22 protein-coding genes are annotated in these 23,771 nt (G+C 39.9%); 16 read left to right on the top strand and 6 right to left on the bottom strand.

Annotated elements, in window-relative coordinates; genetic code table 11:
- Nucleotides 1–46: 46 nt before the first annotated feature.
- The 11 genes from rpoN to BMX26_RS05570 all read left to right on the top strand — a co-directional run bounded on the left by rpoN (nucleotide 47) and on the right by BMX26_RS05570 (nucleotide 13,503).
- Complete coding sequence (gene rpoN / locus BMX26_RS05620; protein WP_075530488.1) at nucleotides 47–1,348, top strand: RNA polymerase factor sigma-54; 1,302 nt, start codon at nucleotides 47–49, stop codon at nucleotides 1,346–1,348.
- A gap of 337 nt (nucleotides 1,349–1,685) precedes the next feature.
- Nucleotides 1,686–2,714 carry a sugar-binding transcriptional regulator gene (locus BMX26_RS05615; protein ID WP_075530487.1) on the top strand — a complete coding sequence of 343 codons (1,029 nt, stop codon included), beginning with the start codon at nucleotides 1,686–1,688 and terminating at the stop codon, nucleotides 2,712–2,714.
- Nucleotides 2,715–2,780: 66 nt separating this feature from the next.
- The gene (gene gap, locus BMX26_RS05610; RefSeq protein ID WP_075530486.1) at nucleotides 2,781–3,794 is read left to right on the top strand and encodes a type I glyceraldehyde-3-phosphate dehydrogenase; all 1,014 of its coding nucleotides are present in this window, start codon (nucleotides 2,781–2,783) and stop codon (nucleotides 3,792–3,794) included.
- A gap of 121 nt (nucleotides 3,795–3,915) precedes the next feature.
- Nucleotides 3,916–5,118, top strand: a complete 1,203-nt coding sequence (locus BMX26_RS05605; protein WP_075530485.1) for a phosphoglycerate kinase — start codon at nucleotides 3,916–3,918, stop codon at nucleotides 5,116–5,118.
- A gap of 61 nt (nucleotides 5,119–5,179) precedes the next feature.
- On the top strand, nucleotides 5,180–5,935 hold the full coding sequence (gene tpiA / locus BMX26_RS05600) for a triose-phosphate isomerase (protein WP_075530484.1): 756 nt from the start codon (nucleotides 5,180–5,182) through the stop codon (nucleotides 5,933–5,935).
- A 112-nt stretch (nucleotides 5,936–6,047) separates the two neighbouring features.
- Nucleotides 6,048–7,373 (top strand): phosphopyruvate hydratase, encoded by a 1,326-nt coding sequence (gene eno, locus BMX26_RS05595; protein WP_075530483.1) that lies wholly within the window; start codon nucleotides 6,048–6,050, stop codon nucleotides 7,371–7,373.
- 102 nt (nucleotides 7,374–7,475) lie between these two features.
- Nucleotides 7,476–9,014, top strand: a complete 1,539-nt coding sequence (locus tag BMX26_RS05590; RefSeq protein ID WP_075530482.1) for a ClC family H(+)/Cl(-) exchange transporter — start codon at nucleotides 7,476–7,478, stop codon at nucleotides 9,012–9,014.
- A gap of 79 nt (nucleotides 9,015–9,093) precedes the next feature.
- A complete protein-coding gene (secG, locus tag BMX26_RS05585) occupies nucleotides 9,094–9,330 on the top strand; it encodes a preprotein translocase subunit SecG (protein WP_075530481.1) in 237 nt (78 codons plus the stop codon).
- Between the two features lie 70 nt (nucleotides 9,331–9,400).
- Entirely contained in the window at nucleotides 9,401–11,770 is a 2,370-nt protein-coding gene (gene rnr, locus BMX26_RS05580) for a ribonuclease R (protein WP_075530480.1), read from the top strand.
- A gap of 14 nt (nucleotides 11,771–11,784) precedes the next feature.
- Nucleotides 11,785–12,252: an SsrA-binding protein SmpB gene (gene smpB / locus BMX26_RS05575; protein ID WP_075530479.1), complete on the top strand. Its 468-nt coding sequence runs from the start codon at nucleotides 11,785–11,787 to the stop codon at nucleotides 12,250–12,252.
- Between the two features lie 180 nt (nucleotides 12,253–12,432).
- Nucleotides 12,433–13,503 carry a 3D domain-containing protein gene (locus BMX26_RS05570; protein WP_075530478.1) on the top strand — a complete coding sequence of 357 codons (1,071 nt, stop codon included), beginning with the start codon at nucleotides 12,433–12,435 and terminating at the stop codon, nucleotides 13,501–13,503.
- A 30-nt stretch (nucleotides 13,504–13,533) separates the two neighbouring features.
- Here BMX26_RS05570 and BMX26_RS05565 read toward each other — a convergent pair whose 3' ends face one another.
- The 3 genes from BMX26_RS05565 to BMX26_RS05555 are packed head-to-tail and all read right to left on the bottom strand — an operon-like array spanning nucleotide 13,534 to nucleotide 15,552.
- The gene (locus tag BMX26_RS05565; RefSeq protein WP_075530477.1) at nucleotides 13,534–14,103 is read right to left on the bottom strand and encodes a GNAT family N-acetyltransferase; all 570 of its coding nucleotides are present in this window, start codon (nucleotides 14,101–14,103) and stop codon (nucleotides 13,534–13,536) included.
- 24 nt (nucleotides 14,104–14,127) lie between these two features.
- Nucleotides 14,128–14,649: an LURP-one-related/scramblase family protein gene (locus tag BMX26_RS05560; protein ID WP_075530476.1), complete on the bottom strand. Its 522-nt coding sequence runs from the start codon at nucleotides 14,647–14,649 to the stop codon at nucleotides 14,128–14,130.
- A 45-nt stretch (nucleotides 14,650–14,694) separates the two neighbouring features.
- A complete protein-coding gene (locus BMX26_RS05555; RefSeq protein ID WP_075530475.1) occupies nucleotides 14,695–15,552 on the bottom strand; it encodes a Cof-type HAD-IIB family hydrolase in 858 nt (285 codons plus the stop codon).
- 268 nt (nucleotides 15,553–15,820) lie between these two features.
- Here BMX26_RS05555 and BMX26_RS05550 point away from each other — a divergent pair, with 268 nt between their 5' ends.
- From BMX26_RS05550 to tsaE, 3 genes are read left to right on the top strand one after another with little or no spacing between them, the layout of a single operon-like run.
- Nucleotides 15,821–16,510: a uracil-DNA glycosylase gene (locus BMX26_RS05550; RefSeq protein WP_075530474.1), complete on the top strand. Its 690-nt coding sequence runs from the start codon at nucleotides 15,821–15,823 to the stop codon at nucleotides 16,508–16,510.
- A gap of 24 nt (nucleotides 16,511–16,534) precedes the next feature.
- Entirely contained in the window at nucleotides 16,535–17,509 is a 975-nt protein-coding gene (gene pta / locus BMX26_RS05545) for a phosphate acetyltransferase (RefSeq protein WP_075530473.1), read from the top strand.
- A 7-nt stretch (nucleotides 17,510–17,516) separates the two neighbouring features.
- Nucleotides 17,517–17,969, top strand: a complete 453-nt coding sequence (gene tsaE, locus BMX26_RS05540; RefSeq protein ID WP_075530472.1) for a tRNA (adenosine(37)-N6)-threonylcarbamoyltransferase complex ATPase subunit type 1 TsaE — start codon at nucleotides 17,517–17,519, stop codon at nucleotides 17,967–17,969.
- A gap of 32 nt (nucleotides 17,970–18,001) precedes the next feature.
- Here the strand turns inward: tsaE and BMX26_RS05535 are convergent, their stop codons facing one another.
- Both BMX26_RS05535 and BMX26_RS05530 read right to left on the bottom strand, forming a co-directional pair.
- Nucleotides 18,002–19,387 carry a DHA2 family efflux MFS transporter permease subunit gene (locus BMX26_RS05535; RefSeq protein WP_075530471.1) on the bottom strand — a complete coding sequence of 462 codons (1,386 nt, stop codon included), beginning with the start codon at nucleotides 19,385–19,387 and terminating at the stop codon, nucleotides 18,002–18,004.
- A 7-nt stretch (nucleotides 19,388–19,394) separates the two neighbouring features.
- On the bottom strand, nucleotides 19,395–19,814 hold the full coding sequence (locus BMX26_RS05530) for a MarR family winged helix-turn-helix transcriptional regulator (RefSeq protein WP_075530470.1): 420 nt from the start codon (nucleotides 19,812–19,814) through the stop codon (nucleotides 19,395–19,397).
- Nucleotides 19,815–20,048: 234 nt separating this feature from the next.
- Here BMX26_RS05530 and BMX26_RS05525 point away from each other — a divergent pair, with 234 nt between their 5' ends.
- Nucleotides 20,049–21,293 (top strand): acetate/propionate family kinase, encoded by a 1,245-nt coding sequence (locus BMX26_RS05525; protein WP_075530469.1) that lies wholly within the window; start codon nucleotides 20,049–20,051, stop codon nucleotides 21,291–21,293.
- Between the two features lie 131 nt (nucleotides 21,294–21,424).
- The gene (locus BMX26_RS05520; RefSeq protein WP_075530468.1) at nucleotides 21,425–23,197 is read left to right on the top strand and encodes an oleate hydratase; all 1,773 of its coding nucleotides are present in this window, start codon (nucleotides 21,425–21,427) and stop codon (nucleotides 23,195–23,197) included.
- Nucleotides 23,198–23,220: 23 nt separating this feature from the next.
- Here BMX26_RS05520 and BMX26_RS05515 read toward each other — a convergent pair whose 3' ends face one another.
- Complete coding sequence (locus BMX26_RS05515) at nucleotides 23,221–23,769, bottom strand: 3'-5' exonuclease (protein ID WP_075530467.1); 549 nt, start codon at nucleotides 23,767–23,769, stop codon at nucleotides 23,221–23,223.
- Nucleotides 23,770–23,771: the final 2 nt, after the last annotated feature.

The raw sequence follows: 23,771 nt of genomic DNA, 5'->3' as shown, positions 1-23,771 counted from the left end.
AAATATTAATTGATTTCAAGTGTTTTTTTAAGAAAAGGGTGAGTAAATGTTTGCAAAGCAAGGGTTAGGTCAACAACAACAGCAAATTCAAACTTTAAAAATTTCACAGCAAATGCAGCAATCGATCCAGGTATTGAAATATAATACCGAAGAATTGCATGATTTTTTAGCGAATGCCGCTTTAGAAAATCCTTTTATGACAGCTGCTTGGACTTTTAAAGAAAAGAAGACATTGCTGGCAAGTCCGCCTGATTGGTCTGATTTAATTGAAACTAAGAGTCAATCGCTTTTTGATTATCTAATGGATCAAGTCAATTTAACCATGCGGGATACCCCTATCAAAGAATTAGTCATCTATTTGATATCTTTACTGGATTCTAATGGCTATTTGAATATTGATTTAAATAAGCTTATTAAAACTGAAAAAATTGATAAAACAGTTATGCTTGATGCGCTGACGTTATTGCAGCAGCTCGACCCGCCTGGGGTAGGGGCGCGTAATCTGCAAGAATGTCTCATTTTGCAAATTCAATATGATGAACATGCGCCTGCTCAAGCTGAAGACATTTTGAGTAACGATTTTAAAGCCTTCACAGAACGTAATTGGGGTGAAATAGCTAAAAAATATCAAATTACCTTAAGCGAAATACAAAGCATCTTAGATTATGTGCGTACCTTGTCACCGGCACCGGGAGCAGCTTATAGCCAAGAAAAGGTCGGCTATATTGAACCTGATTTGGTGGTCACAAAAGAGCATGGCACGTTAAATATCGCTTTGACACGGGAAAATCAGCCTCAAATCAGATTTAAAAATGAATATTATGAAGATTTAAAAAAAGCTGCTGATAAAGATTTGCTGGCTTATTTGGAAAAAAAACGCAAAGACTACCACAAAATTTTAGAAGATGTTACGATGCGCGGACAGACGATTTTAAAAATCGGTGAAGCCATCATTGAAAAGCAAGCGGCCTTTTTCCTCAATGATGATGCCAATTTAAAACCCTTTTTATTGCGGGATGTTGCCCAAAAACTGCAGATGCATGAATCAACTATCAGCCGAGCGGTCAATGGTAAATATTTATTATGCAATCAGGGTGTTTTTGAATTGAAACACTTCTTTTCACAAGCTGTGGCTTACCACAGTGCGTCTGGAAGTGAGATTACAAGTGATGGAGTAAAAGAGAAGATTAAGGCCTTGATTGAGCAAGAAGATAAGCACCATCCGCTTTCAGACCAAAAAATTGTTACCCTTTTAAGTGCTGAGGGGCTAAAAGTGTCCCGCCGGACAGTGGCTAAATACCGTGAACAACTCAAAATAGCACCATCAAGCAAAAGAAAACGCTACTGATTTTTTTGAAAAACAGCAATGTTCCTGCTTAAAACGTTTTCTTTTTTATAATATATCCCTTGTTCGAATTTTCAAAAACAAACAGCAATTGTATTTATTAATGTTCGGAAAAAATGGTATAAATTTAGTTTTATCTAAGCTTTTAACGCTTTTTTTAAAGAAATTTAGAAGCATTATGGCTTGCAAAAAAAGAAGCTAACTGATATAATTCAAAGTGTGATGAAGGAGTGTTGTTAATTGTTTACGGACAATTGATGATAATCTTTTATCTAACTTACTGGGTCGTTTGGTGACCCCATCGGACAAAAAATTGTCCCGCAAGAAAGAGAGACTTGAAATGCACCAAGAGATTGAATGGATCGAAAATGTCGTTCCAGATATGATTGAGGTTGTCAATGGTCGTTACACAATATTGCAAAATATTGCTTGGAATGAGCCGGTTGGACGTAGATCATTGGCACAAGACTTGGGCATGAGTGAAAGAATGCTTCGGACTGAAACTGATGCTTTACGCAAGTTTGATCTTATTTCCTCAACCAAGTCGGGAATGATTCTTACGGATAAGGGTCGCAAGACGATTTTGGGCTTAGCTTCTTTTATGGATTCTTTGCTGGGGGTTCAACAATTAGAAAAGCGGCTTAGCAAGCAGTTAAAAATTGAGCGCTGCTTTGTTGTGGCAGGTGACTGTGACAATGATAAGCAAGTGGTCGATTCAATGGGAAAGATGGTCACAGAAACTTTGCGGACGTCTCTTCCTATGGGCAAGAATATTATTGCGGCGATGGGTGGTACAACGATGGCACAAGTTGCCAGTTGTTTAAATCCTGAAATTTCTCGTAATCGTGAACTTTTATTTGTCCCAGCCCGGGGCGGATTAGGTGAGCGTGTTGATATTCAAGCTAATAATGTTTGTGCTCAGATGGCACTTTGCACCGGCGGGAAAAGCCGGTCGCTCTATGTGCCAGAGCAGGTAAGTGAGACGACTTTTAAGACTTTGCTGCAAGAGCCAGCGGTTCAAGAAGTTGTTGACCTGATTAAACGAAGCAATGCTGTAGTTCACAGTATCGGAGATGCCATGCATATGGCTGCCCGCCGGTCAATGAATGAACAACAAGTAGCTCTTTTAAAAGAACGCCGGGCTGTTGGCGAGGCGTTTGGCTATTTTTTCGATGAGTCGGGCCAAGTTGTTTTCAAGATTCCCCGAATCGGATTGCAGCTTGAAGATCTCACTTCAATGGATTGTGTAATTGCTGTTGCCGGTGGCAAAAATAAAGCTAAGGCAATTGCAGCTTACATGCAACATGCACCGCGTCAGACGTGTTTGATTACTGACGAAGGTGCTGCAAAGACGATTTTAAAAGAGTAGTATCCTTTTTAGGACTTGCTACTTTTTAAAATAAATTTTTATTTCCTAAAGGAGGAAATTTTAGTTATGACTACTAAAGTAGGTATTAATGGTTTTGGCCGTATCGGTCGTTTGGCATTCCGTCGTATTGCTGCAACATCTAAGGACTTGGAAGTTGTTGCTATCAACGACTTGACTTCACCAGCTATGTTAGCACACTTGTTGAAGTACGATACAGCTCATGGTCAATTTGACGGCGAAGTTTCCGCAACAGAAAACGCACTTGTTGTTAACGGCAAGGAAATTCCTGTATACGCAGAAGCAGATGCAAACAACATTCCTTGGGTAAAGAACGACGGCGTTGACCTTGTTCTTGAATCAACTGGTTTCTACACATCACCAGAAAAGGCACAAGCACACATCAATGCTGGTGCTAAGAAGGTTCTTGTTTCCGCTCCAGCCGGCGACATGAAGACTATCGTTTACGGTGTTAACGATGACACATTGGCTCCAGAAGACAAGATCGTTTCTGCTGCTTCATGTACAACAAACTGCTTGGCACCTCTTGCAAAGGCTGTTAACGATGCATTTGGTATCAAAGCTGGTACAATGACAACAATCCACGCTTACACAGCAACACAAAAACTTCAAGATGGTCCAGATCGCAAGGGTAACGTACGTAACGCTCGCGCTGCTGCTCAAAACACAATTCCTCACTCAACAGGTGCTGCAAAGGCTGTTGGTAAGGTTATCCCAGAACTTAACGGCAAGCTTGATGGCCATGCACAACGTGTACCTGTTATCACAGGTTCTTTGACAGAATTAGTTACAACTCTTAACAAAGAAGTAACTGTTGAAGAAGTTAACGCTGCTGTTAAGAAAGTTACAGAAGGCAACGCATCCTTCGGTTACAACGCTGACGGTATCGTATCATCCGATATCATCGGTACAGAATTTGGCTCAGTATTTGACCCAACACAAACACAAGTTGTTGGTGAAGGTGAAGGCCAAGTTGTTAAGACTGTTGCTTGGTACGACAACGAATCAGGCTTCACTGCTCAAATGATCCGTACATTGGAAAAATTTGCAAGCATGCTTTAATAACTAGCTTAGGCTAAAATCATTAACTTGCTTTCGCAGGTTGTTTGAGGCGGGGGGAGGCAGCTCCCTCCGCCTTTTATTATATCTATTAGTATCTCAAAATTTTGGAGGTTTTTCTTTCATGGCTAAACTTACTGTTTCAGATTTAGATGTTAAAGACAAAAAAGTTTTAATCCGTGTTGACTTCAACGTTCCTGTTAAGGACGGCGTTGTTGGTGACGACAACCGTATCGTTGCTGCATTGCCAACTATCAAGTACGTTATTGAAAACGGCGGCAAGGCAATCTTGTTCTCACACTTAGGTCGTGTTAAGACTGAAGAAGACAAAGAAAAATTGACAATGCGTCCAGTTGCACAAAAATTATCAGACTTATTGGAAAAGCCTGTAACATTTGTTCCTGTAACTCGCGGTGCTCAATTAGAAGAAGCTATCGCTAACATGAAAGATGGCGACGTATTGTTGTTCGAAAACACTCGTTTCGAAGACTTAGACGGCAAGAAGGAATCTGGCAACGATCCTGAACTTGGCAAATACTGGGCTTCACTTGGCGATATGTTCGTTAATGATGCTTTTGGTACAGCACACCGTTCACATGCTTCAAACGTTGGTATTTCTGAAGCAATGAAGGCTGAAGGCAAGCCTGCAGCTGCTGGTTTCTTGTTGGAAAAGGAAATCAAGTTCTTGGGTGATGCTGTTGACGCCCCTGTACGTCCATTCGTAGCTGTATTGGGTGGTTCAAAGGTTTCATCAAAGATTGGTGTTATCAACCACTTATTATCAAAAGCTGACAAAGTTATCATCGGCGGCGGTATGACTTACACATTCTACAAGGCTAAGGGCATTGCTGTAGGTAGCTCATTAGTTGAAGATGACAAAGTTGAATTAGCTAAAGAATTGATGGAAAAAGCTGGCGACAAGCTGGTATTGCCTATCGATAACGTTGTTGCTGACAAGTTTGCTAACGATGCTAACTACAAGACTGTTGAAGGCGACATTCCTGATGGCTACATGGCTCTTGATGTTGGCGAAAAGTCAATTGAATTGTTCAAGGAAAACTTGAAAGATGCTAAGACTGTTGTTTGGAATGGTCCTATGGGTGTCTTTGAAATGCCTAACTTCGCTAAGGGTACTTTGGAACTTGGCAAGTTCATCGGTTCATTGGAAGATGCTACAACAATCGTTGGTGGTGGCGACTCTGTTGCTGCTGCTAAGCAATTAGGTATCGCTGATAAGTTCAGCCATGTTTCTACTGGTGGTGGCTCATCACTTGAATACCTTGAAGGCAAGACTTTACCAGCCGTTGCTGCTGTTTCTGACAAATAATTTAATAACTAAAATTTCTCGCCGCTCAGGCGGCAATTAATTCCTGAAAGGATGATTATAAGTGCGTACACCAATTCTTGCAGGTAACTGGAAAATGAACATGAATCCTGAACAAACAGCTGAATTTGTTAAAGCTGTTAAGGACCAATTACCAGCATCATCAGAAGTTGAATCAGTTATTGCTGCTCCTGCAGTTGACCTCCCTGCTTTGCTTGAAAATGCTAAGGGTTCTGAACTTAAAGTAGCTGCTGAAAACTGCTATTTTGAAAATGAAGGTGCCTTTACAGGCGAAACATCACCAAAAGTTTTGAAGGAAATGGGCGTTGATTACGTTATCATCGGCCACTCAGAACGTCGTGATTACTTCCACGAAACAGATGAAGATATCAATAAGAAGGCTAAGGCTATCTTTGCTAACGGCATGACACCTATCATCTGCTGTGGTGAATCTTTGGAAACTCGTGAAGCCGGCAAGGCTGAAGAATGGGTTTCAGGTCAAGTTAAGGCTGCTTTAGCTGGCTTAACAGCAGATCAAGTAGCTAGCTTGGTAATTGCTTACGAACCAATCTGGGCTATTGGTACTGGTAAGACTGCTACAGCTGATCAAGCTGAAGAAATCTGTGCTGTTGTTCGTAAGACAGTTGCAGGTCTTTACAGCCAAGAAGTTGCTGACAAAGTTCGTATCCAATATGGTGGTTCTGTAAAACCAGCTAACGTTAAGGAATTAATGGCAAAAGAAAACATCGATGGCGGTCTTGTCGGCGGTGCTTCCTTAGTTCCAGAATCATACTTGCAATTGGTTCATTTTAAGGACTAGTAAAAATTAAGCGCAGTTAGCAAAATTATTTGCAACTGCAAGGAAAAACAGATAAAATATGACTGAAGACGTTAAGTCTCAAGTCAATTAACTTAAAGGAGAGTAATAATTTATGTCTGCAATTACAGAAATTTATGCTCGCGAAGTCTTAGACTCACGTGGTAACCCAACAGTTGAAGCTGAAGTTTACACTGAAGCAGGTGCATTCGGTCGTGGTATCGTTCCTTCCGGTGCTTCTACAGGTGAACACGAAGCTGTTGAATTGCGTGACGGCGACAAGTCTCGTTACATGGGCAAGGGCGTTACAAAAGCTGTTGCTAATGTTAACAACATCATCGCTAAAGAAATCGTTGGCTACGAAGTAACAGACCAAGTTGCTATCGATAAGGCTATGATTGCTTTGGACGGCACACCTAACAAAGGCAAGCTCGGTGCTAACGCTATCTTAGCTGTTTCTATCGCTGCTGCTCGTGCTGCTGCTGATGAATTGCAAATTCCTTTGTATAACTACATTGGCGGTTTCAATGCTCACGTATTGCCAACACCAATGATGAACGTTATCAACGGTGGTGCACACTCAGATAACAAGGTTGACTTCCAAGAATTCATGATTATGCCTGTTGGTGCTAAGACTGTTAAGGAAGCAATCCGTATGGGTTCAGAAACATTCCATAACTTGAAGAACTTGCTTGGTGCTGATGGCAAGGTAACTTCTGTTGGTGACGAAGGTGGTTTCGCACCTGACTTTGCTAACAACGAAGAACCTTTGCAATACTTAATCAAGGCTATCGAAGCTGCAGGTTACAAGCCAGGTAAAGATGTTTCTATTGCTATTGACGTTGCTTCTTCAGAACTTTGGGATGCAGAAAAGGGCAAGTACGTTCTTCGCTGGTCTACAAAAGAAGAATTCACAACTGAAGAATTCATCAAGTACCTTGAAGGCTTAGTTGCTAAGTACCCAATCGTTTCAATCGAAGATCCTATCGACGAAAACAACTGGGAAGATTGGCAAACAATCACAGCTGAACTTGGCAAGAAGGTTCAACTTGTTGGTGACGACTTCTTCGTTACAAACACACAATACCTTGCAAAGGGTATCCGCATGGGTTGCGCAAACTCAATCTTAATCAAGGTTAACCAAATCGGTACTTTGACTGAAACAATGGAAGCTATCGAAATGGCTAAGGAAGCTGGTTACACAGCTATTGTTTCACACCGTTCTGGTGAAACTGAAGATACTACAATTGCTGACTTGGTTGTTGCTACAAACGCAGGCCAAATCAAGACAGGTTCTATGAGCCGTACAGACCGTCTTGCTAAGTACAACCAATTGATGCGCATTGAAGATCAATTAGGTGAAAATGTTGCTCAATACAAGGGTATCCAATCCTTCTACAACTTGAGCGAACAAGCACGCCAAGCAATTGAAGAAAAGTAATTAGTTGATTGACTGATTATTCGGATTTAAATCCGCAAAATAAGGAACCTTATCTTTAAGGTTCCTTATTTTGTTTACATATTTTTTAGTGTGGGGGATTTTATGCAAAAACTGCAATTGGATACGACAAGGTTTGAATACATCATCCAAGGGGCATTGGTTGGTGTTTTGGCAGGGATAGTGGTTAGTTTGTTTAGGTTAGCCATTGAAAACCTGTTAGCAGTCGTTAAAATAGTCTATAAAGCGGGGGTTACAAAACCTTGGTGGCTTTTAGCTTTAGGTGTTTTTTATCTGCTGGTGTGGCTGATTAATGCTCGTTTAGTTAAGGCTGAACCTAACATCAGCGGATCAGGTATTCCACAAGTCGAAGGCCAATTAGCCGGTGAATTAGAATTATCATGGCAAAAAGTTTTATGGCGCAAATGGGTTGGTGGTATTTTAGCCATCGGGTCAGGACTTTTTTTAGGGCGGGAAGGCCCGTCGATTCAATTAGGCGCCAATGTCGGTCAAGCCTTTGGAGAAATTAAGCAACTGAAGGGTGCTTCTTTAAGAGCGATGATTGCTGGAGGAGCAGCAGCTGGACTTTCCGCAGCTTTTAATGCGCCAATTGCGGCTGCCTTATTTGTGGCTGAAGAAGTTTATCATAATTTTTCACCGCTGGTATGGACGACAGCTTTGTCAGCTGCGGTAACTGCTAATTTAGTATCACTTTATTTCTTTGGAATGACACCGGTTTTGCATATGGCCTATAATTATTCTTTTCCTCTAGTAGATTATGGCTACTTGATCTTGCTGGGAATTTTATTAGGTGTTTTAGGCATTCTATATGAAAAAATGACTTTAGCTATTCCAAAAGTTTATCAAAAGCTAGTGCCTTTTCCCCGCAATCTGCATGGAATTATTCCGCTGGTGCTTGTTATCCCCATAGGCTTAAAATGGCCTGATATTATTGGTGGTGGAAATGCGCTTATTGTGTCTTTAGGCCAACAGGTACCTGCGACAATTGTTTTATTAGGCTTATTTGTCTTGCGGCTTGTTTTTTCAACGATTTCATTTGGGTCAGGTTTCCCTGGGGGCATTTTTTTGCCGATTTTAACGTTAGGGGCTGTTTTGGGCGGCTTTTATGGACATTTGCTGGCTGATTTTCATTTGCTGGCTTCAAGCTTAATTGTTAATTGCATTATTTACGCCATGGCTGGCTATTTTGCCTGCATTTGTAAGGCACCGTTTACAGCTATTTTACTGGTCACAGAAATGGTTGGTTCCATTAAACATTTGATGCCGCTGGCTGTGGTTGCTTTAATCGCTTATTGTGTGGTTGATCTTTTGCATGGACGTCCCATTTATGAAGCAATGCTGAGTGGTTTGATAGCCGATAAAGGCGAAATTAAAATTCACGGCGAATTTAAAGACAGACTCGAAATACCGGTTTTTGTCGGATCTTTACTGGAAAATAAGCAGGTGCGGGATGTTAAATGGCCTAAAGAAGCATTGTTAATTGCGATTAGACGCGGCGAAAATGAGCTTCTCCCCCACGGTGATACGGTGATTCGCGGCGGCGACATTTTGGTTATTTTAACAGTACACCAACGATTGGCCAAAGTAAGGCAACAAATTAATCATATTGCTAAGCAGATGTAATAATTAACTGGAAATCTGCGTCAATATATGCTAAATTAGAGTAGATATAGTTTACCAAAGCGGGTAAGGAGGTACTTCCTTGTACAATACACTGTTAACAATTTTGATGATCGTTTCAGTTTTGATTATCATTGCTGTCATGATGCAACCAGCCAAAACCGATAACGCCTCAACCGCTTTATCCGGTGGCGCAGCTGATTTGTTCAGCAAACAAAAGCCCCGTGGTTTTGAAGCGTTTATGCAAAAAGTTACGACAGTTTTAGGAATTGTATTTTTTGCGCTCTCTTTAGCGCTCTACTACATTTCCTCACACTAACTACGGGCCCCCTGCGTAAATATCAGGGGGTTTTTTTAACGACAAGAATACGACGAAAACGAGGACAGCAATGGAAAAAGATAAGATTATTGAAAAACTACTAGAATATTTTAAAGCAAATCCCAGCCAAGAATTTACAGTGCATGAATTAGCTGATGAATTAAAGATGAATGACAGTGTTTCATTTAAATTTGTGGTTCAAGCAATTGCCCAAATGGAACACGACAAGCAGATTGTTTTAAATCAAAATGGAGCTTTTACTTTAGCTAAAGATAATTCTTTACCAAAATTTACGGGTATTTTCCATGCTAATGATCGTGGTTTTGGTTTTGTAACGGTTGATCCGGAAGAACCGGATTTCTTTATTAATCCTACCCAAACCTTGTCAGCTTTAAATGGTGATGAGGTTGAAGTAGAAATGCTGACACCAGGTGATCCTGAAGTTGGCAAGCGTCCTGAAGGTAAAGTTTGTGCAATTATCGAACATAATTTAACACAGGTCGTTGGTTCAGTTAAAATTGACCCTGATACAAACTACCCTGAAGGCATTATTGGCGAGATTCACTTAAAAGATAAAAAATTAGCTGCCTATAAATTTTTGTTGGAAGACAAAGGTTTGCACCCGGTTGAAGGTGAAGTAGTTTTAGCTGATATTACGGCTTATCCTGATCCGCATGTGCCGGGCATTTTAAAAGGCGTTGCGGTGAGAGTTATCGGGAACGTTAATGATCCTGGAATTGACATTTTACAAGTTGTCTATCAACATAACATTCCGACTGAATTTCCCGATGAAGTAATGGACGAAATCAACCAAATTCCCGATTATGTGACTCCTGAAGAAATGGAAGGACGCCGTGATATCCGCAATCAAAAATTAGTCACTATTGATGCAATAGAATCTAAAGATTTGGATGATGCAGTTACTGCTTGGAAATTGCCAAACGGCAACTACCACTTAGGGGTACATATTGCCGATGTTTCCCACTATGTAACACCAGGGACGCCGCTTGATAAAGAAGCTTTTGAACGCGGAACCTCCGTTTATTTAACGGATCGGGTTATCCCAATGTTACCGGCTAAATTGTCCAATGGCATCTGCTCTTTGAATCCGAAAGTTGATCGTTTAGCATTATCATGCGATATGGAAATTACGCCTGATGGTGAAATTGTTAACCATGAAATTTATCCAAGTGTGATTAAAACCACTGAACGGATGACCTATATTGCCATCAATAAGATTTTGGAGTCTCATGATCAAAAGACCATGGAACGTTATCAAGAATTAGTCCCAATGTTTGAAACAATGGGCGAATTGCATAAAATCTTATTAAAGATGCGTAAGCGGCGTGGGGCCATTGAATTTGAAGAAAATGAAGCTAAAATCATCGTTGATGAAAATGGTCATGCAGTGGATATTGAATTGCGCCACCGTGGAACCAGTGAACGAATGGTTGAATCATTTATGCTGGCAGCTAATGAAACGGTCGCAGCGCACTTTAAAAATGCTCATGTGCCTTTCTTATATCGGATTCACGAAACGCCTAAAGAAGAAAAAATTAAAAAGTTTTTTGAATTACTGTCAGCGATTGGGGTTGAAGCAACCGGTTCAGCCAACAATGTCACTCCTAAAATGTTGCAGGGGATTTTGAAGAAGGTTGCGGGGCGTCCCGAAGAAGCTGTGGTATCTGTAATGTTGCTACGGTCGATGCAACAGGCAAAGTATTCCCCAGATCCTTTAGGCCACTTTGGGATTGCAGCAACTGATTATACCCACTTTACTTCACCAATCAGGCGTTATCCTGATTTGATGGTGCACCGCATGGCTCATTACTACTTGGAACATGGGTTGGGTGAAAAAGCGCAAGCCTTGTTTAAAGACCAATTGCCTGAAATTGCGACCCACAGTTCCCAAATGGAACGACGCGCAATTGATGCTGAACGTGATACAGATGCTATGAAGAAGGCTGAATACATGGCTGATCACGTTGGTGAAGAATTTAATGCGATGGTAAGTTCTGTAACTAAATTCGGCATGTTTGTGGAACTGGAAAATACAGTTGAAGGGTTAATCCACATCAGCGAAATTGGTGATGATTTCTATGTCTTTGTTGAAAAACATATGGCTTTGGTTGGTCGGCGGACCAAGAAAACTTATCGCATTGGTCAACCGGTTCGAGTTAAATTAGTTGATGTCAATGTTGAACAAAAAGAAATCAACTTTAAATTGCTTGACCTTGATAAGGCACCTAAGACCGATTTATTAGATGGTGTTGAATTACCTGAACTACCACACCGTCGTCGTGACAATAAGGATAAAAAAGATTCCAAAAAATTTCACAAAGGTGGCAACCGCCGTTTCAATAAGCATTCTGACGGCAAAGACAAAAAACCTTACTACAAAGACCGTAAACAAAATAGGCGCGGTCAAAGACGTAAATAAAAGGAGCGGTGGCGATGGCTAAACAAGTACAAAAAGACCGGCCTTTAGCCCAAAATAAGAAGGCGCGCCATGATTATAACGTTTTAGAAACAGTTGAAGCTGGTCTCGTTTTAACCGGAACAGAGATTAAATCGGTGCGTGAGGGACGGGTTACTTTAAAAGACGGCTTTGCCCAAATAAAAAACGGCGAAGCATGGTTAGAAAATGTGCATATTGCTGAGTATACCGCTGGAAACCGTTTTAACCATGATCCTTTGCGTCGGCGCAAATTACTTTTGCATAAAAAGCAGATTCTCCAATTAGGACAGAAAACCTCTCAAAAAGGTATTACACTAGTTCCCTTGAAAGTTTACCTTAAAAACGGTTTTGCTAAAGTTTTAATTGGGGTGGCATCAGGTAAACATGAATATGACAAACGGGAGACCATTAAACGACGAGATCAGGAGCGTGAAATCCGGCGAACATTGAAAAATTTTCGTTAAAACAAAAGGCTGCAAATAAGGATTTGCGGTCTTTTTTATGCATCATAGGGCGGACAATGTGAGCTTTTAAGCATTTTGTTACAATTGGATAACAAAATAAATTTTAGCAATAGCTTTGTAATTTATCTGATATCTCACGCAATCTAGAAATAGGTATACTTAGATTGAGGGGGATAATTAATGAAATTTTTAAAACAAATGCTGTTAATTCTAGCGACATTTATTTTGGTTTTTCAAACTGCTAATATTGCTGTCTTAGGAGATTCTGTGGCGGAAATTCAAAAAAAGCAGGAAGCCGTAAAACAAGAATTAGATCAAAATTCAAATGAATTAACGACCAAAATGAGCCAAATTAATCAAATATATCAAAAATTGTCCCAATTAGAAGGACAACAACAGGCTACACAAGCAAAGATTTCAGCAACTAAAAAGCAGCTTAAGCAGGCTAACTTGGAAAAAAAGATGCGCGTTAAAGATGTTAAGGCAAGAATGCGCCAGCTGCAAGCAAGACAGGGTACTAATAGCAGTTTAGCTGTTTTAGAAAAATCAACCAGTTTAACTCAATGGGTAGGAACGTTTATTGCTTTGCAACGCTTGCAAAGTGTTTATAATGACAGTATTGATGCTTTGAAAGCTAATATTGTGACGATTAAGCATGCTGAAAATAATTTGCAAACTTATCAAAAAACGTTAAATCAACAAACGAATCAAGTGACATTGCAAAAAAATAAGCTTAACCAGCAATTAACAGCCTTGAAGACCAAAATTGCTAATGGACAAAAAGAAATATCACAATTGGCTGACCGCAAAAAGCAGGCTGAAGCGATTGAAGCTGCACAAAAAAAGGCCCTGGATCAAGCCAAGGCCAAGGCTCCTCAAGCGGCTGCTCAGGTTAAGGACCAAGCTCAAGCAAAAGTGACGACACAAGCCAAAACAGTTGCTACGACGGCATTAAATGTCAGTGGCGCTAAAACACTGACGATGACGGCAACAGGTTATTCGGTATCGCAAAATGGCTTGGGTACGTATTCGGCTACGGGGATTAACTTAAAGAATAATCCTAGTTGTGTAGCAGTTGATCCCAGTGTGATTCCTTTAGGTAGTATTATTTGGGTTTCAGGTTATGGGTTAAGTATTGCCGGTGATACCGGGGCGGCTATTTCAGGCAATGTTATTGATTTGCATTTTGCTACGGTAGCACAGGCTAATGCTTGGGGTAGACGAACTGTAACTGTTAAAATTATGAATTAAAAAAAGCTGTGGTTTAAACCACAGCTTTTTTTAGATAGCCACCTGCAAGTGTTTATATTTATGGTGGTCAATGACACACGTTTTAACACCGCGAAAACCGATTTTGCGATAAAGGTGTTCGGCCTTAGGATTGCTAAAATCAACATCGAGCCCAATTTTAAATTTACTTTCAGTACGAGCAACTTGTGGCAGTCTTTTCAGCAAAGCTGTTCCAATCCCCTTGCCACGGAATTTGGGCGCTACAACCAAGGAGTCTAAATACCATTCATTGGGTAATTCATTAGCATCTTGGTCATAAATACTGTCGCGCGCTTGAAGACCGACTTTAGGAAAATAACGGCAGAGTAAAGAATCAACTTTGGCATCATTTTCATTTGGATAACCAAAAGCAATTCCGGCTACCTCGCCGTCAATTTCAGCGACGATTGTCTGAGCTAGAGTCTGGCGGCATTCTTTAGTTTTAAAAGATAAACTAAGAGCTTTTTTCAGACTGTCAGCATCAGTTTGCTTAAGCAAAGGCACCTCCATTTCTTTTAAAATAAGGTGGAATAGTGCCACAATCTGCTGGGCGTCGTCTTCTTCTGCTTGACGGATAATCAATTGTAAGGTTCCTTTCTCTCTTAGCTAATTAAAAGCAAGGTTGGCTTTAATAATTTGTAAACGTTCTTTTTTGCGCTGGCCGGTTTTGGCCCAATAATCTAAAATAGCAACCACACATAGCAGCAAGGCTTCATCTTCTTGATGTGCAATCGTAAATTCCAAGTAAGAACCGCTAGCCAATTCAACTTCATTAATTGTCATAATGCATTCGCGACCATGATAAACTTTATACTTAAAGGTCAGTAAATTGCCTAAAATCAGCCAGTTCAGCCCTTTAACAAAAAGCATTTCACGGCTGACACCGTAGTAGCGACGTAAAGAACCGGCATATTGACGGTGATAATATAAGGCGAATTTTGGCAGCATCCCGAGCGATTTTTGCTTAATTTCGGCTTCTAAATTACCTAAAGGGTCATAAACTGACATGACATCGGCGTGCATTCCCCACCGGCCATTAATGAGATAAACATCTTTGTCATGCTCATCCTTGATGGCAGTTGTACCGCGCATAGATAAGCTATTGCGGTGCGAATATAGTTTGCGCACAAAAAGCACCTCGATTCTAATCAGCCTAAACTTAATAAAATAAATTTATAACATTTTTTCGATGGCTTTGCCAACACCATCTTCATCATTACTATCAGTTAAGTAACGGGCAGTTTGCTTAACTTCATTAGTTGCGTTGGCGACAGCGTAACTATACCCGGCTAATTTCAACATTGAAACATCGTTGTTGTTATCACCAAATGCCATAACGTTGTCCATTAAAATGTTCAAACTATCAGCAAAACGGCTTACAGCAATACCCTTTTGGGCATTAACGTGATTAATTTCAATGTTGCCTGGACCAGACGAAGTAATAACTAAGTTTTGGTTAACCGCCAGTTCATCTTTAATTGGCATTAAGACACGACGGCCTTCCGGACTGAAAGCGACAATTTTGCAAATCACAATCTTAGGGTCGTTGACAAGTTCCATATAATCATCAACATAATTGATATTCATCAATTCCATACGTGCCGAAGCAAGGGTAACGGCTAATTTGTAAGGTGTATCAGCACTAGTGCTGCTTAAAAGATCTGCAAAATTTTCAATGCGCTTAGCTTTGTTATCGGAGTAAACACCATTATTCGTAGTAACTTCAAAGTAGAGGCCTTGTTTATGCAGGAATAAAATTAATTTAGCAGCTAAAGCATCAGTTAAAGCAGCTGAGCTAATTAATTTCTCATCCTGGTCAAAAACCAAAGCGCCGTTGAGTGTAATCATCGGACAGGTAATGCCGGCTGCTTTGAGCAGTGGCAAAATTTCTTCTTTAGAACGTCCGGTTGACACAACAAAGGGAATGCCTTTTGCTTGTGCATGTTTAACTGCGTTGGCGTTGCCGGGAGAAATTACCATTTCGTCATTCAAAAAAGTTCCGTCCATATCGGATGCAATCAGTTGAATCATTGAAAGTACTGTTGTTAAAAATAAAGAAGCAAAATCAAGGTAAAATTAACCTAGATTAGCACTTTTTCCGCAGTGCTAGCACAGATAGCAGGGGCTATTGACTGGCCGCTTTATTTTAATAACAGCTGTTCCCTCCTTTATATTCGTCTATCAGTTACTATTTTACCATGAAAACATTTTAAAAACGACTAGCAAGCCTTGAATTAAGCTGATAAATATCTCTGTGAAACAATTAACATTGTGGTAAAATATAGCTGAGGTGCTTAATTTGAAGACATTAATTGATAACGATTGGCAACAAATCTTGGAGCCTGAATTTAATTCAGCTTATTATGCTAAATTGCATAATTTTTTGAAATATGAATATGCCCACTATGACATTCATCCGGATATGTTCCATATTTTTGAAGCTTTTAAGCTGACACCTTTTTCTAAGGTGAAAGTTGTGATTTTAGGTCAAGATCCATATCATGAACCCAATCAAGCTCATGGACTGAGTTTTTCGGTTTTGCCAGGTGTTGCTATTCCACCATCTTTACGCAATATCTATCAAGAATTAGCAGATGATTTGGGGATTAAACCTGTTAATCACGGCTATTTGGAAAGTTGGGCTAAGCAAGGTGTTTTACTGTTAAACTCGGTTTTGACTGTAAGAAATGGTCAGGCTTTTTCACATAAAGGTCAAGGCTGGGAACAGCTGACAGATGCAGCTATCAAAGCTTTATCACAGCGGCCTAAACCGGTAATCTTTATCTTGTGGGGCAGAGCGGCTCAAAATAAGGTCAAGCTCATTGATACTAGTCGAAATATTGTGTTAATGTCGGCCCACCCCAGCCCTTTATCAGCTCACCGGGGCTTTTTTGGGTCGAAGCCTTTTTCGAAAACAAATGAAGCACTAGCAGCAATGGGAGAAGAGCCAATTGATTGGCAGCTGCCAGAGAAAGTTGATTTGAAATAAATTTTTAGACAGAGGTGTCAGAACATGGATTTATTTGAAAGTTTGAAGCAAAAAATTGCCGGCAAGGGTATTACATTGGTTTTCCCTGAAGGAAATGACAGCCGTGTTGTTAAAGCAGCCGTTAAATTAGCTGAAGATGGTTTAGTTAAGCCGATTATTTTAGGCGCTAAAGATGTGATTGAACAGGCTAATGAGGGCTCTGTGCCGGCAAATATATTGACAATTGATCCTAATACCTATCCTGAAAGTGATTTTGATGCAATGGTTGAAGCTTTTGTACAAAGACGCAAGGGTAAAAATACGCGTGAACAAGCCTTGACCATGTTAAAAGATGTCAACTATTTCGGTACGATGATGGTTTATTTGCACCAGGCTGATGGCTTAGTTTCAGGCGCAATTCATCCAACCGGGGATACTGTGCGTCCAGCTTTGCAAATCATTAAGACCAAGCCTGGGGTTAAACGAACTAGTGGAGCTTTCATCATGAGCCGGGGTGAAGAACGGTATTACTTTGCTGATTGCGCAATTAATATTAACCCAGATGCTCAAACTTTAGCTGAAATTGCAGTTGAATCAGCCAAAGCTGCGCGGTTATTTGACATTGAGCCCAAAGTAGCCTTATTAAGCTTTTCAACGATGGGTTCAGCTAAATCAGACGAAGTGACTAAGGTTCAAGAAGCAACGAAATTAGCCAAAGAAATGGCGCCGGATGAACAAATCGATGGTGAATTGCAATTTGATGCGGCCTTTGTTCCAGCAGTATCTCAAAAGAAAGCGCCTGACTCAGCAGTTGCCGGCCAAGCCAATGTTTTTGTTTTCCCAGAATTACAGTCAGGAAATATCGGTTATAAGATTGCCCAACGGTTAGGTCATTTTGATGCTGTGGGACCTATTTTACAAGGCTTGAATGCTCCTGTTTCTGATTTATCAAGAGGATGCTCAACTAAGGATGTTTACCAAGTGGCCTTAATTACGGCTGCACAAACTTTGGAAGGATAATAATAAGATGGAATTTGTCGTTGAAAATGAAAAACAAACTCAAGCTATCGCCCAAAAATTAGCTTTAGGCTTGCAAGCGGGGGATGTTATCTTATTAGATGGAGATTTAGGCGCTGGTAAGACAACTTTTACCAAGGGGTTGGCTTTGGGACTTGATATTCATAAAAATATTAAAAGTCCAACCTTCACTTTGATTAGAGAATATCATACAGGACGCTTGCCTTTATATCATATGGATGTTTACCGCTTGGAAGAAACCGGTGGGCAAGATTTAGGCTTAGAAGAATATTTTGATGGTGATGGTGTTAGTGTGGTGGAATGGTCACAATTTGTCAGCGATGAATTACCAGCGGAATATTTAGTGATTCATTTAAAAAAAGATGAACACGATGATAATAAGCGAACTTTGATTTTTGAGCCCCATGGAGCTCGCTACCAAAGCTTAATTGAAACATTATAAAAAAAGATGCGCTCGAAACGAGCGCATCTTTTTTAGTCTTGGCTTGGCTTTTTAATAAAGATAAAGTAAGTTAGCCAAATGATAATAACGATAATCAGCATAAATAAAAAGGCGTGGTGGGTCCCCAGCATGGTCCCGGCTGTTTTAGTGAGATCATTTTGCCCTTCGTTAACAATGGTAGCAGCTAAAGAAGTCCCCATAGCTCCCGCAAATTGCTGCAAGGTGTTCATAATAGCATTACCCTGGGTGATTTGCTTAATGTCTAATTGGCCTAAGGCGTTAGTCATAACCGTTCCCATCGTCATACCCATGCCGGCCATATAAAAGATATAAACCACGGCAATAAAGGTATTTGAGATGGTCAATCCTTTCACATAAAAAGCCAAGATGACCAAAAGACACATGCTAATACCCAAAAGAATCGGTTTGCGGGCTCCGTACCGGTCAAATAATTGTCCGCCCAAAGGACCAAAGAAAGCGCCTATGATACCGGCTGGGAAAACCAGCATTCCAGCGACTAAAGCCGTATTGTGATTAACAAGTTGAATGTAATTAGGCAATAAAAAGGCAAAGGATAATGATAAAATTTGGGTTAGGAAAAATCCTAAGACATGGGCACTGAAACGGATGTTTTTGAGCAATTTTAAATTTAAAATCGGCACTTCCAGCTGATTTGTTCTGAAAATTAAAGCAATGATACCGGCTAAGCCAATCAATAAAATATACAGCACCTGCCAACTGAAAAGAGGCTGGCTGCTGAGGTTGCTAAAGCCGTAAACCAAACTGGAGAAAATCAGGGCGATAAGCGCAAAACTTGGTAGGTCAACTTTTTGTTTGACGATGGGTGACTTTTGCTCAATCCCGTACAGGCCCCAAAAAAGCGATAAGACAAGCAAAGGCAGCAAAAGAATGAAAACATACCGCCAACCGATACTGGTGACGACAAGTCCGCCTAAAGTAGGGCCTAAAGCAGGAGCAATACCTGTAATCATATTGCCTAGCCCCATCATAAAACCGACGCGAGACTTAGGCACTTGTTCCATGATAATGTTAAACATCAAAGGCAAAGCAATCCCAGTGCCCACACCTTGAATAGCACGTCCTAAAAGTAGCAAATAAAAGTTAGGCGCCAAGGTATCAACCAGTAAGCCTAAAATAAAACAAAGATTAGCGCATAAAAAAAGCTGTTTGGTTTTAAAAGAACTCTTTAAAACGGCTGATAAAGGTACAATAATAGCTACAATTAAAAGATAGATTGATGTCATCCATTGTACGGTGCTGGTTGAAATTTTAAACTCCGTCATCAAGGTTGGAAAAGCAATATTCATTGACGTTTCAACTAAAACGCCGCATAGTGACATAATACCGGTGGCAATAACGGCTAAAATAACTTTTTTAGGTATTTTTTCTGACGACATACAATATTTATTTCCTCTCAATGATATTTAATAAAAAACGTTTAATTAAAGCTTGTTCTGAGGGCGTGAAATCACTGATTAAGTTAGCCTCAGAACGTTCGATATGGTGGGTAACCACTGGCAGCAGCTTTAAGGCTTCTGGCGTTAATTTAACGACTTTTTGCCTTTTATCACTGTCATGACTGACCCTGACGATGAGTTTTTTATTTTCCATCCGCTGCAGCATGGTCGTGGTGGTTGAGCGCTTAATGCTAAATTCATTTTCGATTTCCTGCTGGTAAGCTTGTTGATTTACCTTATGGGCTAAAAAATCGATAACGAGCATCTGGACACCAGTCAGGTCATATTTTTTAGCCAATTGATTCATTTGGCGAATCAAAGTATTGCTGGCTAAGTGCAAAAGTTTGCCGTAAGTGATAGTATCCATGATTACACCTCCTTTAAATCGTTAGATAGCTAACAAAACTAGTATAGAGCTTTTATTTAGCTAAAGCAAGTTTATATATAAAAAAATTTTTCATTTAAAAATGTAACCGCTTTCTCCAAAATGTGTTATGATAAGTATTGTTAAGAAATAAAGCTGGTTTGAATTCGAATTAACGATAACGATTAAGATGTTGATTTGTAGTGCCGGCGTAAACTTTAAATTGAGGTGATTACAATGGTAAAAGTTCTTTCAGTTAATTCAGGGAGTTCTAGTATTAAGTTTAAATTATTTGACATGCCAGCTGAACAGGTTTTAGCTTCGGGTATGATTGAACGGATTGGTTTAAAGAAGTCGGTCACCACCATTAAATGGGATGGTCAAAAATTTAAAGATATTCGTGATATTAAAGATCACGAAGATGCCATTGGGATTATGCTGGTCTTTTTGAAAAAACTTGAAATTATCAAAGATTTTAGCGAACTTCAAGGCGTAGGTCATCGCGTTGTGGCTGGGGGCGAATATATTAAAGCACCGATGCTGGTTAATGATGAAGTCGCCGAAAAGGTGCGTGAATTGTCTAAGTTAGCACCCTTACACAACCCCGCTGCAGCTTTAGGAATCCGTTTATTTAGAAAATTACTGCCAAATGCAATTTCGGTAGTTGTTGCTGATACGGCCTTTCATCAGGGAATGCCTGCCAAAAATTATCTTTACAGTGTCCCTTATGAATGGTATGAAAAATATAGTATCCGCCGGTATGGTGCCCATGGTACCAGTCATGAATATGTAGCTAAAGAAGCTGCCAAGATGATGCAAAAGCCTTTAGCTGATTTAAAATTAATTACCTGCCATTTAGGTGCTGGAGCTTCAATTACGGCGATTAAAGACGGTAAATCTTTTGATACCTCAATGGGCTTTACGCCTTTAGCCGGTTTAACGATGGCTAAGCGGTCAGGGGATGTTGACCCTTCGGCTTTGCAATATGTGATGAATAATTCTGATATTAAAGATATCAATGAAATGATTGACATTTTAAATAATAAATCCGGCCTTTTGGGCATTTCCGGTGTTTCAGAGGATATGCGGGATGTTGAAAAAGCCGCTGAAGAAGGCAATAAGCGTGCTCAACTAGCATTTGATATTTTTGAAAAAAATGTCATTAAATATATTGGGCAATATATTGCTGAACTGCAGGGAGTTGACGGGATTGTCTTTACGGCTGGGATTGGCGAAAATTCCTGGTCATTTAGAAGTAAAGTCATGAAAGATTTAGCTTATTTAGGTATTAAAGAAGATCGTGATAACAACGATACCTTTGGTAAAAATGTCTTTATTTCCACACCTGATTCCAAGGTTAAAGTGATGCGGATTATGACGAATGAAGAATTAGTTATTGCACGCGATACGTATGATTTTATGGAAAAAAGCCCAGCGGAAAAGGCCAGTGCCAATGTCACTAAAGAACAGATTTCCCGTTAAAAAAAGAGGATTAATCCTCTTTTTTTATGTGACAAATAACGTTAATTGTAGCAGACAATGACTTTAAAAGGTTTGTGGTAAGTTTTATAATGTAACTGTAAAAAAGCGTTTTCAAGAAAGAAGGCTATGCTATGTATTATTCTAATGGTAATTATGAAGCTTTTGCCCGTCCCAAGAAACCAGCAGGTGTCGAAAATAAATCGGCTTATATTGTGGGCAGCGGCTTAGCGGCTTTATCAACAGCTGTTTTTTTGATTCGTGATGGTCAAATGGATGGAGCTAAAATTCATTTGTTAGAAGAATTATCTCTTCCAGGTGGCAGTATGGATGGGATTAAAAATGAGCGTCTTGGCTATATCATTCGGGGTGGACGCGAAATGGAACCACATTTTGAAGTATTGTGGGATTTATTTAGATCGATTCCATCGCTGGAAAATCCAGAACATTCCATTTTAGATGAATTTTATTGGCTCAATAAAGAAGATCCTTGTTTTGCTAAGACCAGAGTCATCTATCACCAAGGACAAGAAATTCCTGATGATGGGCAATTAACGCTGTCTAAAAAGGCGATTAAAGAAATTATCAAACTGATTTTAACACCTGAAGATAAGTTGCAAGATGTTCAAATTGACCAGGTCTTTGATGACGAGTTCTTCAAATCAAATTTCTGGCTGTATTGGCGGACAATGTTTGCTTTTGAACCTTGGGCAAGCGCCATGGAAATGCGTCGTTATTTAATGCGGTTTGTTCAGCATGTCGGAACCTTGAAAAATCTTTCGTCTTTGCGCTTTACCAAATATAATCAATATGAATCGTTGATTATGCCAATCGTGGCTTATTTAAAAGAACACGGGGTCAATTTCAGATATGATACGGTAGTAACCAATATCATCGTTAACCGGACCGGCAGTGATAAAGTAGCTAAAAAAATTGAAATGACGGTGGCCGGCGAAGAAAAAGCGCTTGAATTGACGGAAAATGATTTAGTCTTTGTAACAAACGGGTCCATTACAGAAAGTACAACTTATGGGGATAATGACCATGCAGCTCCGGTGACCCATGAACTCGGCGCCAGCTGGCAATTATGGGAGAATTTAGCTGCTCAAGATGAAGCCTTTGGTCATCCTGATAAATTCTGCAAGCATATTCCGGATGCCAACTGGACGGTTTCGGCGACAATCACTTTTAAAGATTCGCGCGTAGCCAAATATATCGAACGTGTTAATAAAAAAGATCCTTACAGTGGTTCGATTGTTTCCAGCGGGCCAACCAGTATCAAAGATTCAAATTGGTCTTTGGGATATTCAATCAGCCGGCAGCCTCATTTTAAGGCGCAACAACCAAATGAACTTGTGGTTTGGCTTTATCCACTGTTTACCGACCGGATTGGTAATTATATCGAAAAACGTCCTGATGAATGTACCGGTATGGAATTATGTGAAGAATGGCTTTATCATATGGGTGTACCTGAAAATGAAATCAAAGCCATTTCTCAAGATGCTTCAACGATTCCTTGCCACATGCCATACATTACGACTTATTTTATGCCAAGAGCAAATGGGGACCGTCCTTTGGTAGTGCCAAAACATTGCAAGAATTTAGCTTTTATTGGCAACTATGCTGAAACACCACGGGATACCGTCTTTACAACGGAATATTCGGTCAGAACTGCTATGGAAGCTGTTTATACTTTGCTTAATGTTGACCGGGGTGTACCTGAAGTGTTTGGCTCGGTCTTTGATGTTCGAATGATGCTTAACGCTTTTTACTACCTTAATGATCAAAAGTCATTAGATGAACTAGATTTGTCTTGGCCTGAAAAAACGGCGGTTAAGGGCTTTATGAGTAAAATTAAGGGAACTTACATTGAAGAATTGATGAAAGAATACCATGTAATTAAATAATAAAGGCTGGTTTTAACCAGCCTTTATTTTTTTGGATAAGTTTTAATAAAAGGTTTCAGATTTTCAAAACCAAATTCTTTTAGCTGATTTAATAAGATTTCAGCACAGGCCCGGCTATCGTACATAGCATTATGATGTTGTCTTAAGTCAATTCCTAAATTAGCGCATAAAGTGTTAAGTTTGTTGTCTTTAAAGCCGCGGTTGGCATATAAGCTTTTGCTAGTTTTAACAGTGTCTAAGACGTTAAAATGCGGCACTTTCATCTCAAGGTTAGTTAACGTTTTATTTAAAACGCTGCAATCAAAGGGAGCATTATGGGCGACGACTAGTTTGTCAGCGGTAAAGAAGTTGGCAATATGGGGCCATAATTCGCTAAAAGTAGGTGCATTTTGGACCATGTCAGGCGTGATGCCATGGATTTGAATATTAAATGGGCTAAATTGAGTTTTAGGATTTATTAAAGAATATAATTCATCAACAACTTGGTTGTTTTGCACTACAGTTAGCGCTAAAGAACAAGCACTGTTGCGTTTAGGGCTGGCTGTTTCAAAATCAAAAGCAACAAAATCCATTG

Origin of the sequence: Ligilactobacillus sp. WC1T17, assembly GCA_900110005.1 — a bacterium.
Classification (GTDB): Bacteria; Bacillota; Bacilli; order Lactobacillales; family Lactobacillaceae; genus Ligilactobacillus; species Ligilactobacillus ruminis_A.
Note: the sequence above shows the minus strand (reverse complement) of the source record. Positions and strands in the feature narration are given on the sequence as shown.